This is a genomic window from Psychrobacter sp. APC 3279 (assembly GCF_030407795.1).
In the GTDB taxonomy this organism is placed as follows: Bacteria; Pseudomonadota; Gammaproteobacteria; order Pseudomonadales; family Moraxellaceae; genus Psychrobacter.
In genome coordinates this window covers 80,390-99,308 of the sequence record NZ_JASDCR010000012.1, presented here as the reverse complement: position 1 = coordinate 99,308, position 18,919 = coordinate 80,390, and the positions used below count along the sequence as shown (strand labels likewise).

The following is an 18,919-nucleotide window of genomic DNA, read 5'->3' as shown; positions in this document are numbered from 1 at the left end:
GTCTAAATCGTAGCTGTCTTATTATAGCAGTTACCTCAAACAAATCGAACGCCGTAAAAGCTTATAGTTTATTTACTATATTAGCGTGTACGTGCACAAACTTCATCATCGCTGAAGAAGTAGCTGATTTCACGTGCTGCTGATTCAGCTGAATCTGAACCATGTACTGCGTTTTCGTCGATGCTGCTAGCGAAGTCAGCACGGATAGTGCCTTCAGCAGCTTCTTTTGGGTTAGTTGCACCCATGATTTCACGATGCTGAGCGATAGCGTTTTCGCCTTCTAGTACTGATACCAATACTGGACCTGACATCATGAAAGATTTTAGGTCGTTGTAAAATGGACGCTCAGCGTGCTCAGCATAAAAACCGCCTGCTTTTTCATCATCAAGTTGTAGCATTTTAGCTGCAACAATTTTTAGACCAGCTTGTTCGAAACGGCTATAGATAGCGCCGATGTGGTTGCCAGCAACTGCGTCAGGTTTGATGATAGATAAAGTACGTTCGTTAGCCATGAGAAGCTCCTAATAAATGATAAATTCAATAAAATATGAAAAATTAATGCGTTGTTTTAGCTTTAGCCACAATGTTGACTTGGACTGTTTTACACAACTCATGGTATATCAGTGTATAACCATAAGCGCCAACATCGGATTGCTGCCTATTATAATGATTAAGACCATAAATGATAGGGTTAATTTATGACCATACCTTGCATAAAAGTAAATTTATTGTGCATTAGTCGTTGATAATGCTATAAGTTCTAACAAAAGCAAAAACCCCAACGCTCAGCATCGGGGTTTTTTTATTGATACTGAACTACCAGTTGAGAATCAAACTATATTACTTACTAACAATATAATGGTGTTGCTGAGAACAAACTACTGGAACAGTTCCAGTAAGCTCCTTCATTTTCTTTTTTAACTTTGTAACTGTTGAATCAATTTTAGGTTTGCGTACACGGCTACATACAATTATACATTTTCTGATTTCAGAATTGCCAAATCTACCTTCTGTCTTCAAAATAGTTGTTTCGACCTGTGAAAATGCTTTCTTAATATCACAACCTTTTAACTCAATATATATAACGTGTTCCTTATTTTTACTATCAATCCAATGAGTTATATAATCACATTTCTCAAACTTTGAAGATGAAATAAGCCCGTTATCAACTCTTACCTTATGCAATTTAAGCTTATGAGGGTTATCAAAATGACAACATCTTCCATTTTCATCAACAGGTAGATCACTCCTGTGTATCGTAGTATGAGAGGCATAATCCATTTTAATTATCAAGCTCCATAAGTCGATCCATAACTTTTTCAAAACTATTAGAAACATTGTCTAATGTATAGCCACCTAGCATCATGTAATCATAATCTATAATATTAGTGATACTTCCATCCTCTACTGCGAAAGCAGAGATATGATCTAGATTTATAGGGTTTGAACCTTCACTGAGTTTTACAAAATCCTCTGCTACTAGTTTTCCTTTTTTAATTAGTTCATTAGCATATATACTATTATTCAAGGCAGTAATTAAATATGGACTGTGCGTGGTAATAAAAAACCCTACTTGCTGTTTATCATATAAATTAAGTAATAAAGACATTACCTCATTCTGTGCATCTGGAAATAAATGAGCTTCCGGTTCTTCTATAAAAAACGACTTCATGTTCCCAAGTCTATGATTAGTATTTATCATTAAAACCATCAACATTGGTAAAGCCTCTTGCTGACCTGAAGATGCTCTAGAAAGATTTACTTTATAATCCTTGCCATGAATCCAGTCTTTATCATCAATTTTTAAATAGTCACCTTTTATTATTTTTTTAAAATAACTCAAACTACTATCATCTTCTTGGAAAAAATCTTTATGTATTCTTCCATCTTTATCTTGCAATATGTTATAAAACATTTTGGCCTGTTCGTATGCACGTCCAAATCTACTCACGAAAGGGTCTACATCAATAATATCTTGATCTGTCAGAGTCCATATATTTTTATTTAATGCAGAAAAAAAACTCCTACTAGAAGGTATAAATATCGACTTTTCAAAAAAATCTGAAAAATCACTATCTAAAATCTTTTTATTGATTGAATGATTGATTACTAACTTATGGCTAGAAAGATGTTCGACTTCATCATTCAAACCTTGTTCTAATAATAAGTCTTCCTTATGTTTGACGATGCTTTTTAAACAATCATAATAGAAAGCAGTAATATTTTCTGAAAAAGTTATAGTAATACTTTGTTTTCTTCTAAAGTCAGATTTCACTACCACTTCGACGTTTTGAAAACTGTATTTAATACTGAATTTCGTTTCTTTGCTCCAGTACTGAGATGGAAAGAAGTCTAAAAACTCATATTCTATTTTATCAAGAAAACCTTCGAAACTTCTTTCGTTCTCGAATCCACTCTTCATTACATTAGATATATTCTTAAAAAAATAAACCAACTTAGCTAGTAAACTTTTACCACTAGCTTGTGGTCCAATCAAAATATTAAACTTATTGATTGGCATTTCTATGTCTTTAAATATCAAAAAATCCTTTATGACTATCTTTTCCATCGAGATACCTTTTGCCTTGCACAATATAGAAAGGACGGTAGAAACCGTCCTTAATGTAGCATATTATTTTTATAAAAACACTATCTACGCATCGTACGGATCACGCAACACGATGGTTTCTTCACGATCAGGACCAGTCGAGATAATATCAACTGGGCAACCGATCAATGCTTCAATACGCTTGATGTATTTTTTAGCGTTTTCTGGAAGCTCATCATAGTTAGTGATACCAACGGTAGACTCACTCCAGCCTTGCATCGTTTCATATTTAGGCGTAACTGACTCATAGAATTCAGCATCATGTGCGCCTGCACACTCAGTCTCAGGTAGGTTGTAACCTACACCGATTAGCAATTCTTCAAGACCATCTAGTACGTCAAGCTTGGTCAAGCAAATACCTGACATAGAGTTAAGTACTACTGCACGGCGTAATGCTTCAGCATCGAACCAACCACAACGACGTGCACGGCCAGTCGTCGCACCAAATTCATGACCGACTTTGGCTAAGTGAGCACCAACATCATCGAACAATTCAGTTGGGAATGGACCACTACCAACGCGCGTAGTGTATGCTTTGGTGATACCAAGTACATAGTCTAAATACAATGGACCGATACCTGTACCCGTTGATACACCGCCAGCAGTTACACTTGAGCTAGTTACAAACGGATAAGTACCATGGTCGATATCAAGTAGCGTACCTTGAGCACCTTCAAACATTAGGTTTTTGCCAGCTAGACGTAATTGATTTAGGTCTTCAGTTACATCAGTAACCATACCTTTAATCTCTTCTTTCCACTCTTTACAAAGCTTAAGTGTCTCATCAAAATCAATCGCTTCAACTTTATAGTACTCAGTCAGTTGGAAGTTGTGATATTCGATTAGGTTACGTAGTTTTTCTTCTAGATCTTCACGGAACAAATCAGCAAGTTTAATCGCACGGCGCGCTACTTTATCTTCGTATGCAGGGCCGATACCGCGACCTGTTGTACCGATTTTACCAGATCCACGCTTGGCTTCACGAGCTTGGTCAAGTGCCACATGATAAGGCATGATAAGTGGGCAATTAGGAGAGATACGTAAACGCTCACGTACTGGTACGTTGTTGTCTTCTAGCTCTTTCATTTCCTTTAGTAATGCGTCAGGTGCTAACACCACGCCATTACCGATAAAGCAAGTGACGCCTTCACGCAAGATACCTGATGGAATCAAATGCAAGACAGTGGTTTTGCCATCGACAACCAACGTGTGACCAGCATTATGACCGCCTTGGAAGCGGGCTACTGCTGAGGCTTTTTCGGTAAGTAAATCAACGATTTTACCCTTACCTTCGTCGCCCCATTGGCTACCCAAAACTACAACATTCTTACCCATGATCAATCCTTACCTTTATGTATTGAGGTGTGTGCAATAAAAGCTGAAAATTAAAATGATTTTCTTAGCTATATCTTTTTATCTCAGTGATTTATGAAATAGAAACACTGAGATATCTAACAAATAATTTTACGTTCTCGTAATCTGTACTGAATAATTTTGGCTGCGTGCGCCATTCAATAGCCTACTATCAGACAGTTAAATAGTCTGTAGCTGCCACTGACTGTCGTCGGACATGCTCAAACGATGCGTAATATCACTTGGACTGTCCTGTGCATCTAATGGCATAGTGACGCGATAGCCTTGCTGACGTAGACTCTCTACTTGTTGCAGTAGCGTCTGTATCTCATCTGTATTGGCATTAGACAAAGCGGCAAAATCAACCAAGACAACGGTTGGCGCATCTAACTGTGTATGAGCCAGCAAGCGGCTAACATCCATACTAAAGCCTGTGGCCGCACGTAACGCTTGCGTCTGGCTTTGCATACCATCAAAACGGCCACCACGTACGAGTGGCTGCGTTTCGCTATTGATATAACCATTAAAGACGATGCCAGTATGATAGTGATAACCTGATAGCTCAGTCACATCAATACTGACTGGGCACTGCCATTGGTCTTGTAGATAGTTTTTCAAACGCTGTAGCTCATCAATTGCCGTTGCGATTTGGCTGTCTTGCTGCGCTGCATCTGATAATTTGGCTAATAGGTTTGCAATATCATGACCAAAGCGTGCCAACACATAAAAATCATCACCCATTGGCAAAGCGCGACAAACACGCTTGAGCTCTGGTAGGTTTTTATTGGCATATAAGTACATCAATTGCTCAGTATCATTGTCTGATAACTCAGCCAACTCAGCCAAACGTTTGAATATCGCTACATGACCCAAATCGATATGAAGCGCTGCACTCATATTGAGTTTATTCACCATCGTAAATAGCACGTCTATCAGCTCGATATCTGCCGCTAATGACGCACAGCCAAATATCTCAGCACCTAACTGTAACGGTGTACGTGAGCCAAACAGACCTGATGGCAAGGTATGGATCACATCACCCACATAGCAATAACGCGCAATACCTGTACCGCCATGATGCGCATCTATACGCAAAATCTGCGGGGTAATGTCAGCGCGTACGCCCATTAGGCGACCAGTCAACTGATCGATAATCTTAAAAGTTTGACGTTTTAGATCTTCTGATGCATCACTTAGCAAAGACTCAGTAAACTCGATCATCGGTGGACAAACCAGCTGATAACCATGAGTAATAAGCTGCTCGATTAACTGATGTCTAAGCACTTCTTGCTTATGCGCATCTTCAAACAGGACATCAACCACCCCATCAGGCAATAGCCAACTATTGGCAACATCACTGCCAAAGTTACTCAAATATGGCATACGATTGGGTGCAGCACTGTTTTCGGCAGGCTGAGACACTGTTTCATTGGTAGAGTTTGGCTGGTCAGGTTTTGCAGAATCAGAACTAACAGACACAATAAATCCTTGTTTGGCGTATCGCTTACCAAAAACGCGGTACTGATGCGGTACTTAAAGGGTGATTTGCCGGGTATTGACGCTGTGTGTGTTTATTTTTAACGCGCAACATCATTGACCCAATTATTTATAAACAAACCAGGTAACCGCAAAAGGGTGAATAATAAGTATAATTTAGAATGATAAGACGAGTATCTTTATGCGCTAAAAAATTGCGACAAATAATCAAGGCACTTTATGCTTTAGTTTAGCATAGCACTCAAGGTTCGCCTAGTGACAATTAGCCACAATCACTATCTAATTACAGTTCAATTGCCGCTTATGAGCTTAGCAGATGTAACAGTCATCATTGATATATTTGGCTCAATATTGGGCGAATAGCCAAGAGGTTTATTTTTTGTTAACCATAAGATAATGAGCGTGATTACGGCAGCGTCTTCGGCACAGACTCATGATACACTAACACATATTTTTATCTCGGAAGCCTTATGTCATCTGATTACCACCCAAACCCTGCCATCAACCAAACCAATGTCTTAGGCACCGCACTTGCCAGCTGTTGTTTCGATCCCATTACTGGCTATTATCGCAATGGTTTTTGTCATACTGGCAACCATGATGTCGGTCAACATACCGTCTGCGCCAAGATGACCAGCGAATTTTTAAACTTCTCTGCCAGTCGCGGTAACGACCTAATTACCCCACTACCTGAATACAACTTTCCTGGTCTCAAACCTGGTGACTACTGGTGCATCTGCGCGCTACGTTGGGTTGAAGCATTGGACTTCGATATTGCACCGCAAATCAAGTTAGAAGCGTGTCACGAGAGCCTATTGGCATTGGTAGATATCGATACGCTAAAAAGCTATGCCCTATAGATAGTATTGGCACACGATAAAACCTTAGCAGCGTTCACAGTATATTTGGATTATTGAAGTTTTTTATTATATGACAGGAAAGTATATGGAAAATGATAATAATCAATTGATTAAAAAAACGGCTCATATTGCCCCTGATTCCAATATGAATCATATCTATGCCAATATGAATGACAAGCATCTCTATTTGGACGATGATGATAGCTATATTTATGGTGATGTGGACGCCACTACTGAAGATACTATTGAGACCATGACGGTCTACGATCCTGACTCTGAACGCTATGAAGATATTGATTCATCAAGTGCAGGTGAAGTGGTCAATTGCTACGCTTACTCACGTAAAACAGGTGAGAACCTTAATAGAGTGGCGCTCAATGATGTAAGTCGTACTCTAGGGAACAACGGTCAATTTATTTGGCTTGGGCTATATGATCCAAGCTTAGAAACCATGGTTAAAGTAAAAGAAGCCTTTGACCTGCATGAGCTAGCAATTGAAGATGCCTTTGCTGATCATCAACGTGCCAAGGTCGAAAACTACGATAATGACATGGTCTTTGTGGTGCTACGTACGGCTAAGCTAGAAGACAATGTCATTCGTTATGGTACTACTGCGATATTTATGGGTAAAAACTACCTCATTACAATTCGCAATGGCCCGTCAAACTCTTATGCACCTGTCCGTGAGCACTGCCATCGTCGCCCTGAAAAGTTACGCATGGGCCCTATCTTTGTACTGCATGCTATCCTCGATTTTATCGTTGATAACTATATGCCGATTACCGATCGATTGGGCCGTTACTTGCGCGAGCAAGAACGCTACGTATTTACTTCTGAGTTTGATAAAGGTACGCTAAAAAACCTCTACGAGCTTAAATCGCAACTGGTACATATGCGTGCCATTATCTTACCTGTGCAAGACATCTGTAGCTTTTTTATCAATCATAAAAAAAGTGAGATTGTCTCTGGGTTTTCTCAAGCCGCTAAGCCTTACTTTCGCGATGTTAACGATCACCTGTTGCACTCACTAGATGCTATTAATGGTCTCAATGAAATGCTAAGCGTGGTGATGAATACCTATATGGCGATGGTCAATATGGGTCAGAATGAAGTGGTGCGTAAGCTCGCTGCATGGGCAGGTATTTTAGCAGTACCGACAGCTATCGCTGGTATCTATGGCATGAACTTTGACTTTATGCCTGAGCTGCATTGGAAGTACTCTTACCTTATCATTATGGCCATTATTATCGCCTTATGTAGCTATCTGTACTATAACTTTAAAAGATTGAAATGGTTGTAATGCCAAACGTTAGGCATAAAAAAGAGCAACCACTGGTCGCTCTTTTTTTATGTTGCTATCTTTTTGTATTGCTATCTAATTATTCACGGCGATGCTTAGTATGGCTATCAGGCGCTTGAGCATTATCAGGCAATAGTGCTTTAACCGTTAGGTTTGCATGCTGCTTATCAAGATTGTCTTCTGGGCGACCAAACGTTTTTGCTGTCCAAGTCAGGATTACAATAGAGCCGCTTAATAGCATGATGGCCACGGAAATTGTCGCTAGCAGCCATAAATGGAAATAGTCTGAAACAGCCTGCACATCAACCACCAAATGTCGTGACAAGGCCGTTATGGCAATAAATATCAAAAACTGTACTGGCAGTCGGTGGGTTTTAAAGTAGATACCTATCATAGCCAGTAGCTCAAGGTAAATAAATAACATTAATATGTCTTTTAGATCCGCTGAACCCTTTTGGACGATATAAATAAACTCTTTACCTGCGGTCCAGACTACCACTACACTGATTAGAAATAAAATAACGTAATGACAAACATCAACAAACTCTCTACCAATACTTTGTAGTCGCTCATGGACACCTACGTTTTTTTTAGCCATGTTTAGGTCCTATCAACTGAAATGTGGTTGATTTAGCCTGAGTTTATGTTGCCTCAGGCCCCTTATATATCGGCAATCAGTATTCGTATGACTATCTTTTTAGCCGTTATTCAAACCCGCTGATTTTTCAGCAGCATCGACCGTTTGGCGAATAAGCGTGTTAATAGTCATTGGGCCAACGCCGCCTGGTACTGGCGTATAAGCGTTGGCAATATTTTCCATGCCTGTCATTTCGATATCACCAACACCGCCATCATCCGTTGGATGGAAACCTGCATCAACGACAACCGCTCCTGCTTTGATCCATTCCGCTTTAATCAGCTCAGGTACACCTACGGCACCAACCACGATATCTGCACGCTTAATATGTGCTGCCAAATCTTGAGTTCTTGAATGACAGATCGTCACTGTACAGTTGGCATTCAATAGCATCATCGCCATTGGCTTACCTAGGATAGCGCTACGCCCTACGACTACTGCTTCTTTACCTGATAGCTCGATATTATGATGCTCTAACAAATGCATGATGCCCTGCGGTGTACATGAGCCATAAGCTGACTGCTGCATCGCCATACGACCAAAACCAAGACAAGTCACACCATCGACGTCTTTTGCTAAGTCAATCTGCTCAAAACAAGCACGCTCATCAATATGCTCAGGAACAGGATGCTGTAGCAAAATGCCGTGTACATCTGGATTGCTATTTAACTCATCTATTTTTGCCATGAGCTGCTCAGTGGTCGTGGCACTCGGCATCTCAACGCGTATAGAGTCCATGCCAACACGCTTACAGGCGTTGCCTTTCATACGAACATAAGTGGCAGAGGCTGGATCGTCACCAACCAATATCGTCGCTAAGCTTGGGGTGCGGCCAGTCTTTTCCTTAATCGTATCTACGCGCGTGCGCAGATCCTGTTCTATTTGTTTGGCAAGTGCTTTGCCGTCCAAAACGGTGGCGGATTCTTGGGCAGTAGACATAGTAACTCCAATAGAGGGTACGATATAAAAAAATAAAGACAGCGCGCGCAAATACTTTGCATGCCTGTCCTTTGGTTCGTCAATCTTTGACTAAGAGTAATATTGTACCTGTGTACGCTACAAAATCCTAGCGTAAGATAAAGCCTGCGCACTGATAAATTTTCATAATAAGTCAATTAAACAGTATTGCTTATATATAGGCAAATGTACCTTATGCTTTCAATAAAAATAGCGTCGACTGAGGGATGCATTTTTAAAAATAATCATTAATTATCGTCTTATTCGTCCATCGAACCAAACACACTATCGATCGCCTGTATTGTCAGTTCAATTTCAGCCGCCGTAAGCGTAGGATGCACCAAAAACATGAGACTACTCTCTCCTAGCTGCTTTGCCATTGGCAATCTAACACTTGGACGCAACCCTGTATTATCAAAAGCCTTCTCCAAATAGACTTCTGACGCAGATCCAGAGAAGCAAGGCACACCTTGATTGTTAATTGCTTCAATAATACGGTCACGTGTCCAACCAGTAGGTAGATTATCAGACTGCATATAGACATATAATTTATAGTAAGCATGGTTCGTATTGGAGAACTGCGCTAAATGCTCTAGTCTCGGCACACAAAGGTAGCCTTTGGACTCCCACTTGCTACAGGCCTCTAGTATGGCTTCCGCATTAGTAGTCCGTTTGGCTGTCCACTCACTCATTTTATTCAGTTGAATACGTCCTAGAACGCCTTGCATCTCAGTCATACGCCAATTGGTGCCAAAGCTCTCATGGAGCCAGTTGTAGCCAGGTGATTGCTCCGTTTCATAGACTGCAGCATAGCTCTTACCATGATCCTTATACGCCCACATTTTTCGCCATAGCAGTTCGCTATCAGTGGTGACCATACCACCCTCACCTCCTGTGGTCATAATCTTATCTTGGCAAAAACTCCATGCCCCAACATGACCAATACTACCCACGCTTCGCCCTTTATATCGTGCGCCATGAGCTTGTGCGCAATCTTCAATGACATATAGGTCATGCTCATCTACCAGTGCCATAATGCTGTCCATGTCGCATGGCCAGCCAGCTAAATGGACGCACACGATACCTTTGGTTTTATCACTCAGTACAGCGGTGATGGTTTCGACAGTGATATTACCAGTTGCTTCATCGACATCTGCAAAAATAGGCGTCGCACCTGCATTAACGATTGATGAGATACTAGCAATAAAGGTACGCGGTGTGACGATGACCTCATCACCTGCACCTATATCGAGTGCTTGTAACGCGACATCCAATGCTAAGGTGCCATTACCCAACGCTATTGCATATTTACTACCTGTCCAGTCAGCAAACTCTCGCTCAAACTGACGACATTCTTCGCCTGTCCAATAATTGACTTTGTTAGATAGTAGCACTCGACTGACAGCATCAGCCTCATGTTGCGTAAATTTTGGCCAAGGTGAAAAAGGGGTATTTAGCATATGTTCCTCTATGGTACTTATGTCTAATGTTGTGTCACGCTCTACGATAAACTGCTCACTCTGTTATTAATCTTACTATCTATCATGACTTTTTTGATGCCTAATGTCTTTTGATTAACTGTATTGTTGTCAGCAAAGAGTATTTTTAAAGCATTTCTTCATTAATACTATTGCCCATGAATTTACTCATAGTTGCTTCGCCCTCAGCACTAATGCCATCTTTGATAATGACCTTTTTCACTGTTTTAAATAAAATCTTAATATCCAACCACAGCGACTGATTGTCCACATACCATGTATCCAATGCAAACCTCTCATCCCACCCAATAGCGTTGCGACCATTGACTTGAGCATATCCTGTAATACCTGGGCGGACATTGTGTCGGCGCGCTTGTTCATCATTATATAAGGGCAGATATTCCATTAATAATGGTCGCGGGCCCACTAGACTCATATCGCCTTTTATGACATTCCAAAGCTCTGGCAACTCATCAAGGCTAGTGTTACGCAGCGCTTTACCAAACGATGTCAATCGCGCGCCATCTTCTAAAGGATTGCCATCTGCATCTATATCATCCTTCATGGAACGAAACTTTATCATCTCAAATGGCTTGCCATACAGACCTGGACGAATCTGACGAAATAGAACAGGCGCGCCAAGATTTTTACTCACCTTGTAGGCAGTTGCAGCATAGACAGGAGATAGCACTACTAACGCTGTCGTTGCACCTACAATATCAAATAGTCGTTTTATCATCCGTTAGGCCTTATTTGTATGGTGTAGATAAAAATCCAAATAACTCTGCCATAGTTCTTTTTGTTCGAAGTTCTGAATCGCCCAAGCTCTTGCTTTAGGATACTTATCTTTAAAATTGATATCAGTGATTGCTTGTTTGATGGCTTTTGTCACGGACACAGTGTCTTTTAACTGGAACTTTTGACCGCTGATATCTTGTTTTACACTATCTTTTACACCAACCACATCATAGGCAAACGTTGGCACACCGCAACTAGCCGCTTCGATAGCAACATTCCCAAAACCCTCTCGGTAGCTTAAAAATAGATGCAAATCAGCACATTGAATTACTTCTTCTACTTTTGGGTTAGCTGGTATATATACGCCCTTACCTTCTTTTACTATTCTATCAACGACCGCCTTTCCGATGTCATCTTCGAAGTCTCCGATGAACATAAAGTGAATATTCTCTGATTTAAAGCTTTCAGATATCTCACCAATATCTTTTAGGCCTTTATCTTCACAAATTCTACCGACAACACAAATTACAAAAGCGTCTACAGGCACTCTATACTGTCGTCTTAATTTTTGTTTTGCCATTTGCTCTACCGGTCTGAGTACATCAATATCAATACCGTTAAATGAACCATTATCGATGACACGCGCCTTATTTTCTTTAAGAAGATTTTCTGATAAGCACACATTTACTAAGGAATCAGAAACGAATAGAACCTCATGAGAAAGACCAAAGCTAAGTTGATCAAGACCCTGAAAAGCGCGTTTCTTTAGGCCTGAAAAGTTCTCATAGGCTCGTCCCACACTAAAGGCAACTCTTCTCTTTTGCATAGTGAGTGTGCTGGCTATGCTTCCTAACAATAAAGCCTTTGGTGTTAAATAAACCACAATATCAAATCGCCTAATGAACAGGTAACGAGTCAATAGCACTAACGACTTGGTATCTTGTAGTACAGAAGGCTTGCGCTGAAAATTTAAATCAACCACTTCTCCTAGATTACGAGCTCGTAAAATATCTAACTGTTCCCTACTACCGCCACAGATTAATGTAATCTCAAAGTTTGAAGAGTCTCTAATATATTCAAGCTGATTGCGATACAACACATTAAAAGAAACGGCGTCCGTCATAATAAAGCATATTTTTGGTTTCATTTAAGCACCTCATTATTACTTCATTGATAAATTTATTCAGCAACCAAACCATTAACAACCGCTTGATGGTTTTCTTGTAGCTGCTCGGACATCGTTATTTTGTTTCTCTTATTGGCTATCTTTTGCAAGAGCCCTAGCGAGTCTAATAACCTTACCGCGCCTACTTTTACTTCTAACTTAGCACTGTCGACGATATTGGTTTTTTTATATTCACTATATGTCGTAAGACTATCTTTGTAAGATCGAACGATTTTTGCTAATGACAGATTGCCCTCTTCTCTATAGTAATAGAGCAAGTCTGGGAGCACGGCTAAGCGCAAATCCTGTTTGGATATGGCTCTACACCACAGGTCATAATCTTCAGACCTTGGATAATTCTCATTGTATCTATTACGCTCATACCAACTTTTTTTTGCCAAAATAGACGCATGGACAATGGGATATGCAGTCTCCACACTCTCAAATCCTGCATATAAACGGTCTACATGACGACAACCATACACCTTGTTTTGAGCATCAATAGATACTACGCCAGTCGATACCAAGTCATAACTGGGATTATTCTCCAGAAAGCTTATTTGAATAGTCAATCTATCTGGGTGAATAAGGTCATCAGCATCCATACGGGCAATGTAATCATATTTTGATTCATCAATAAGCTGGTTCAGACGAGCAGGCAGTTTCTTGTTGGAACCATCAGAGATCACTCTTATTCTGCTATCAATCTTCTCAAACTGTTTGGCTATTGCTAGCGAGTTGTCTGTAGAACCATCATCTATCAAGATAAGCTCCCACCGCTCATGTGTCTGCGCCCATATCGACTTTATGGCTGTTGCCAAATAAGCTTCAGCGTTATAGATAGGAATGCCAATTGAGATATAAGCGTGACTTTTCATCAGAACACCTCAAACATAGGATTGATAATATAAGGACTCAGATCGCTAAACTTTGATGTCGTCAATATGAAATACATTAGGAAGATAAACACACTAATGATATAGACATAAATGTTATTTATCTTTTTCAAAACCACAGGCAGTAACAAAACCAAAGTCCATGTAAAATACGAAATGATTCTTTGCGGGCCTGAGGCACTAGTACCCAACAGCGCTAGTGGTATAACAAAAACCACGCCTGATGCATAAAACATCAACAACTGTTGAAAGCTCTTGTCTCTGATTTTATATACATAGCTCGCAATAATAATGAGAAGCATGAGCACTGTGTAAAACCCTAGTGTCAAAAACCCGCCTGATTCTTCAGAGACTTTTGCATAGTCTTCATATCGATCATTAGTAGATGAAATATAAGATACGAGTAACCTACTAACGAATAAAGACCCAAAAAATGTCGCCAGTATTTTATAAGCTGGCTTCACTCTCAAATTTACAATGAAATAAAATGGAATGATAAATAAAGCCGTGATATGAAAAAATGATGCAATGGCACATATTAATAGATAAGGAAAAAGCCGTTTCTCTAGCAGATAAGGAATAGCTAAAGTAAACAAAGCCATCGCGATTCCTTGACGCAATCCATTGAATGAAAAGGTATAGACGCCTAGCGTAATAAATAGAAATACAGAGAGCCAATAATTTACACTGTATCTTTTAATGATTTTCAAATAGCAATAGACAACAACTAAGCTGGTGATAATCAGCAGCCAAAAATAGTTATTTGTCACATGCAGTAATGAATACTCAAATAGCTGGTAACCGTACTCAACATCTTCATTAAATCTAAAGGACTCAGGACTCAATTTATTATTAAAATTTCTAGTATAGTTTGCAGTATCTGTACCGACCCAATAGCTACGACTGCCTGCGAACAAGGCTAGAGTAATTAAAGGCAGCCAAAAAGACGTACGATTGAGAGATTTTTTCTCCAGTACTATCCAGAAAACAACAAGGCTAAGAACCAACAGATAAGGAAGCATTTAACCCTCTATAAAGTAGCTGAATATTAAGTAAAAGCCTTATCGCATATTCAAATACATTTGCGTTAACTTCTGCGAATTGGTCGCGGCGCTAAAGCCATGTAGATTTAGCGCCTTTATTATCTCTGCTTCATTGGATATTGGGGACTGAAAACTCAGCAAACTATCCACCCAAACATTGGCTGACTGTATAGGTAAAAAACATACAAGTCCAAGTCCTAAATCTACTTCAGGTGATACTTGATCAGAAACCAATGCCATAAGTCCTACTGTCTGGCTTTCTACTAAGACCACTGGGAAACCTTCATGCAGGGATGGCATAATCATACAGTCAGCGCTGGCCATTAACTCAGTAATATCAGTACGCATACCCAAAAACTTAATGTTATCCCCTAAGGCTTGCTCTTTCACTTGTCGTCTTAATTTATCTTCCAATGGACCTTGTCCAATAATATATAAGGTAAAGTCAACATGACGTTTTTTTAACTGCTCAGCGACTTCTAAAGAAAACTGATGGTTTTTAACCTCATTGAGACGACCGACTTGGATGATTTTTAACTCTTTATCTCCAAATTTTTTAGCACCAAACTCCTGATCGATATAATGCCGTGATTGGTTAGCGACTGATATCATCTTCTGTATATCAACAGCATTAGGCAGTAGCCACACATCTTTCGTAGTACCAAACAGGTAATTTGCAGCATGGTCACCGCAACTGATTGTCTTAGTAGCCAAGGTACGATTGGTAATTAATGCCCATTGTTCATATATTTTTTTAATAATATTGGTTTTACCATTACTGGTGCTATGAGAGTGCGAAATGCGATGCGGCACGCCAGCGCCTTTAGCAGCCAACAGATGAAAAGCATTGTTTAATAGCATATGAGCATGAACGATTTGATAATCAGGCTGCTGTTTAAGGAATTTTTTAAGTTTGAGCATGCGCGTGAATGAATGACCAGCTAAAATCGGTATAACCCTACCTCCCAACGCTGTTATCTCAGCGTCATAGTCGCCGATCTCGTCGGTAAAAGTGACAAAATCAAACTGAATCTGGCTATGATCTATATGACGATATAAATTCATAAGCATGGTCTCTGCCCCAGCGCGATCCATTTTTCCCACTATGTGCAGTACTCTGCGGATAGTCATATCATTTACCTTTTAAGAAACATAAAGCCAACTTTGCTTCTCGTAACTATTTCCAATTTGCTTCCTTTTAAACTTGTTTCTTTCTCTAGTGCTTGACGAAGCACCTGTATTATAAGCAGCGCGATTTGGCTTGGCATACGTACTATATTACTGATTACTATATTTCTTAACGTCCGTTTATTCTGATAACCATTTAATCGTAGCGCTTTATCTGCTTTTTTAGCTTGTACCAGTGCCCTTACTAAATACTCATTGTCTATACGGGTGAGAATGCTCCAATGACTTTGTCTGATTTTATTGGCAAGTATTTTTTTAACGTCATCCGCTTGATAGTCTTCTACTAGACTCATGACTTCTGAATGAATGATAAATAGATCTAATAGCTTTTTATCTGTTGAACCCGTAATCGACGTACCTCGCTGTCTATACAGGTAAAAATTAATAGGCAACTGATATCTAACCTTAGTAGATAAGCCAAGATGCCAATGGAAAGGCCAATCCTCGTAATACAAACCCACTGGAAAATTTAGAGCAGCTGCTTGCACGACACTGGATTTAATAAATTTTAGCCATGCAAAATGCGGTAGGCTAAAATACGAATCGTCTATCTTGGTTGCCTCGAATGCTAAGCTGGCAGCTGGATACGGTAACTCTGTGTCTGCTACCCCTTCTTTGAACGGTGCAAAACCATATGTCACTACTTCTGCATTGGTAGTAAGAGCGCAATCTACACAAGCTGCTACTAAGCGAGCATCTACAATGTCATCAGAATCAACGAACATCATATAGTCGCCTATCGCAGACTTAATACCAGTATTACGAGCAGCAGAAAGACCGCTGTTTTCATTATGTTGAATGACTCTTATACGCTTATCTGTAAGATGTAAGGCAAGCGCTTGTTTTGAATTATCAGTAGAGCAATCTTCAACGACAATAATTTCAATATTCTTATACGTTTGCTGCTTGATAGATTCTAAGCACGCGTCGATATATAACGCGACGTTGTATACTGGCACGATAATGCTCACCAATGGCTCTGCTAGGCTAGTCATGTAATCACCACCGATTTTTCTAAATCATGGTATTCATTGATATGAACGGGTGACTCAGTCATGGTGCCATGAGACAGGGATAGCAGTTTGTCGATATGTTTCGAAATCTCAGAAACCTCATCTAATTCTAAAAATACAAGTCTTGGATGATTACGTAACCAGTCTAACTGCGTTTGCCTTATCTTATGATTGGAGTTCGGCAATACCAAGCAAGGTGTACCCGATAGTAAACATAAAATCATGCCATGTAGGCGGTCAGTCACGACCAATTTTGCAGCACGAAACTGGCTAAGCTTGTCGGTCAGTAATTTTTTGCAATGCACTTCGCCCAATTGAGAACCGCCAGCATGGGTATCTGTCTTTTCAATATGATAGCCAGTATCTGCTAAGGCTTTGTCTATCATTGCATACTGCTCACCTGATAGCGCAGCTTCTTTGTCATCTCGTAAGCATCGCAGAATAGTTGAAGACTCTACGTCATTTGTCGTCCCAAGTACTGCTGCGTTTGCACTCATAACGATATCTGGCACAAGACCAACATGGACATTGCTATACTCGGTAAAAAGCTTGATGAGTTTGGCCGCTGTCATCGACTCTCTAGCGAAAATGTGTATATCTGGATGCTTGGCGTAGACGTTTACGATACGATGCAATGCTTGCTTAGACTTAGCAGAATCACTCCAATCCAAGGTCTGGGGAAAACACACAACGCGATTCGTAGGAAATGTATTGATAACTAATTGGCGCAGCTCTTCAATATCAGGATACGAGCTACCCATATTGCCTCCCCCAATAATAGTGACAATATCCCTCTGTTGTATTTGTTGTTTAATCGAATTAAGCACCAATCTGGTTTGACTAATAGGAACACTGACAACTTCATAATCAGTCATCACATGTTGCAAATATTGCTTTTGAGCGTAAGAGATAGCGATATCACCAATATTGCCGTAGTCAGCCGCCAGAAAAATGAAGCATCGATTACTACTAGGTAAAGACAAATCTCGCGCGCCCATATAAGTAACTAAGTGTTGTTTCAGTTTAATTGGTATGAGCTTTTTTATGGCTGTAGTATTCATTTTTGACACTCCCTTATTTATTTCTCATTAACATCTTTTTTACCCACATGCGACGCTTTGACCCAAAAGGAAATAACCCACTTAATTTTGGAGATGATTTACGTTTGAGTACTTTTTCAATATACGGAAGCCACTCAAGACCTCTGCCCGTTTCAATCATTTCTTGACGAATTAGAGACCAGTCTATGCGTACAGCGTCACTTTTCAGAACCATAAACCTGAAAAGTGACGAATCTATCGGGGTGTCAAAACAAGCAGCATTATCAACACCTGCAAGTAAGAGATTCAGTCTCGTTCGTACACATTTTTCACAGTGACCGCAGTTTCTATCATGCTTATTGCCAACCCAGCAAACACGTAAATGCTGTATTCCTATAGACCAATTTGAAAGAATGACTAACTTCTCAGATCGACGAAACCCTGCACCATCATGAATAATTCTAAAGTTACCACAGCTCAATAATGGATCTGTTATGGGATGTGAACCCCATGGAGTAAGTAATACATCATAAGAATCGCCACTACCGATGAGTCCAACTCCTGCATATCGTTTCAATCCACATAGAACGGAAGCAATGGCAGCCGCGTGATATTCTTCCCAATCGATAGACCACAATGCTCGAACATTCGTCTTAACTGGCAGTAGATCAACGTTAATATCAGAAAGTACTTTGGTTGCTATCTCCACAGCACTATCAAAACCTTCTGTATCATCTAAAGGTATATCAAAGCCATGCACAAAAACCCCTGCCTTAATATCTCGCGTGGCATATCCTGCTCTGCCTGTCGCATGACGATAAGCGGTAAATTGAGCATCAACGCCACCAGAAAATGCAGCAATCGCACCCTCTACTTGTACGTCGCGCGCTCTAATACGATCAACTTGTATATCAATCGCAAAATAACGCTCTGGTAACCATTTATTCCAAACATACTGCAGCTCTGTCAGATTGGCTAATAGCTCGTGGGACACACTGCCATGAACCCGAATAGCCGCGCCTAGCTGCATCGCAGGCAACAATGTGGCTAACAAGTAAGAGTCGCAATCATCGTCTTCTGGCATTGGTAGATTGATAGGATATGCAAACCACAACTCTTGCTCAGTGACACTTTCACCCATGGTTG

The 18,919-nt window shown here is 40.2% G+C and carries 18 protein-coding genes; 2 read left to right on the top strand and 16 right to left on the bottom strand.

Going from position 1 to position 18,919, the window contains the following annotated elements:
• Positions 1-80: 80 nt before the first annotated feature.
• The 5 genes from ndk to QL898_RS08210 all read right to left on the bottom strand — a co-directional run bounded on the left by ndk (position 81) and on the right by QL898_RS08210 (position 5,440).
• Positions 81-512 (bottom strand): nucleoside-diphosphate kinase, encoded by a 432-nt coding sequence (gene ndk / locus QL898_RS08230; RefSeq protein ID WP_057759031.1) that lies wholly within the window; start codon positions 510-512, stop codon positions 81-83.
• A gap of 328 nt (positions 513-840) precedes the next feature.
• Complete coding sequence (locus QL898_RS08225) at positions 841-1,281, bottom strand: hypothetical protein (protein ID WP_290176447.1); 441 nt, start codon at positions 1,279-1,281, stop codon at positions 841-843.
• Position 1,282: 1 nt separating this feature from the next.
• Positions 1,283-2,569 (bottom strand): AAA family ATPase, encoded by a 1,287-nt coding sequence (locus QL898_RS08220; protein WP_290176446.1) that lies wholly within the window; start codon positions 2,567-2,569, stop codon positions 1,283-1,285.
• An 84-nt stretch (positions 2,570-2,653) separates the two neighbouring features.
• Complete coding sequence (locus QL898_RS08215) at positions 2,654-3,943, bottom strand: adenylosuccinate synthase (RefSeq protein WP_057759029.1); 1,290 nt, start codon at positions 3,941-3,943, stop codon at positions 2,654-2,656.
• Between the two features lie 198 nt (positions 3,944-4,141).
• The gene (locus tag QL898_RS08210; RefSeq protein ID WP_290176445.1) at positions 4,142-5,440 is read right to left on the bottom strand and encodes an ATP phosphoribosyltransferase regulatory subunit; all 1,299 of its coding nucleotides are present in this window, start codon (positions 5,438-5,440) and stop codon (positions 4,142-4,144) included.
• 488 nt (positions 5,441-5,928) lie between these two features.
• On the opposite strand from QL898_RS08210, the gene QL898_RS08205 reads away from it, so the two are divergent.
• Together QL898_RS08205 and corA are read left to right on the top strand one after the other, a co-directional pair.
• Entirely contained in the window at positions 5,929-6,318 is a 390-nt protein-coding gene (locus QL898_RS08205) for a DUF2237 domain-containing protein (protein ID WP_057759025.1), read from the top strand.
• A gap of 85 nt (positions 6,319-6,403) precedes the next feature.
• Positions 6,404-7,618, top strand: a complete 1,215-nt coding sequence (gene corA, locus QL898_RS08200; protein WP_057759023.1) for a magnesium/cobalt transporter CorA — start codon at positions 6,404-6,406, stop codon at positions 7,616-7,618.
• 79 nt (positions 7,619-7,697) lie between these two features.
• On the opposite strand, the gene QL898_RS08195 is transcribed toward corA, so the two are convergent.
• From QL898_RS08195 to QL898_RS08145, 11 genes are all read right to left on the bottom strand, one after another.
• On the bottom strand, positions 7,698-8,216 hold the full coding sequence (locus tag QL898_RS08195; protein WP_057759021.1) for a phosphate-starvation-inducible PsiE family protein: 519 nt from the start codon (positions 8,214-8,216) through the stop codon (positions 7,698-7,700).
• A gap of 99 nt (positions 8,217-8,315) precedes the next feature.
• The gene (folD, locus tag QL898_RS08190; RefSeq protein ID WP_201547656.1) at positions 8,316-9,194 is read right to left on the bottom strand and encodes a bifunctional methylenetetrahydrofolate dehydrogenase/methenyltetrahydrofolate cyclohydrolase FolD; all 879 of its coding nucleotides are present in this window, start codon (positions 9,192-9,194) and stop codon (positions 8,316-8,318) included.
• 278 nt (positions 9,195-9,472) lie between these two features.
• Entirely contained in the window at positions 9,473-10,672 is a 1,200-nt protein-coding gene (locus tag QL898_RS08185; RefSeq protein WP_201547655.1) for a DegT/DnrJ/EryC1/StrS aminotransferase family protein, read from the bottom strand.
• A gap of 145 nt (positions 10,673-10,817) precedes the next feature.
• Positions 10,818-11,429: a sugar transferase gene (locus QL898_RS08180; RefSeq protein ID WP_201547654.1), complete on the bottom strand. Its 612-nt coding sequence runs from the start codon at positions 11,427-11,429 to the stop codon at positions 10,818-10,820.
• A 3-nt stretch (positions 11,430-11,432) separates the two neighbouring features.
• Positions 11,433-12,575 carry a glycosyltransferase gene (locus QL898_RS08175; RefSeq protein WP_290176444.1) on the bottom strand — a complete coding sequence of 381 codons (1,143 nt, stop codon included), beginning with the start codon at positions 12,573-12,575 and terminating at the stop codon, positions 11,433-11,435.
• A gap of 32 nt (positions 12,576-12,607) precedes the next feature.
• Complete coding sequence (locus tag QL898_RS08170) at positions 12,608-13,471, bottom strand: glycosyltransferase family 2 protein (RefSeq protein ID WP_290176443.1); 864 nt, start codon at positions 13,469-13,471, stop codon at positions 12,608-12,610.
• Entirely contained in the window at positions 13,471-14,511 is a 1,041-nt protein-coding gene (locus QL898_RS08165; protein ID WP_290176442.1) for an EpsG family protein, read from the bottom strand. The genes QL898_RS08170 and QL898_RS08165 overlap by 1 nt, the downstream gene beginning before the upstream one ends.
• A 39-nt stretch (positions 14,512-14,550) precedes the next feature.
• Positions 14,551-15,663, bottom strand: a complete 1,113-nt coding sequence (locus QL898_RS08160) for a glycosyltransferase (protein ID WP_290176441.1) — start codon at positions 15,661-15,663, stop codon at positions 14,551-14,553.
• Positions 15,664-15,668: 5 nt separating this feature from the next.
• Complete coding sequence (locus QL898_RS08155) at positions 15,669-16,715, bottom strand: glycosyltransferase family 2 protein (protein WP_290176440.1); 1,047 nt, start codon at positions 16,713-16,715, stop codon at positions 15,669-15,671.
• On the bottom strand, positions 16,712-17,794 hold the full coding sequence (locus QL898_RS08150) for a polysaccharide pyruvyl transferase family protein (protein WP_290176439.1): 1,083 nt from the start codon (positions 17,792-17,794) through the stop codon (positions 16,712-16,714). The genes QL898_RS08155 and QL898_RS08150 overlap by 4 nt, the downstream gene beginning before the upstream one ends.
• Positions 17,795-17,807: 13 nt before the next feature.
• Entirely contained in the window at positions 17,808-18,914 is a 1,107-nt protein-coding gene (locus QL898_RS08145; RefSeq protein WP_290176438.1) for a hypothetical protein, read from the bottom strand.
• Between the last annotated feature and the right edge of the window lie 5 nt (positions 18,915-18,919).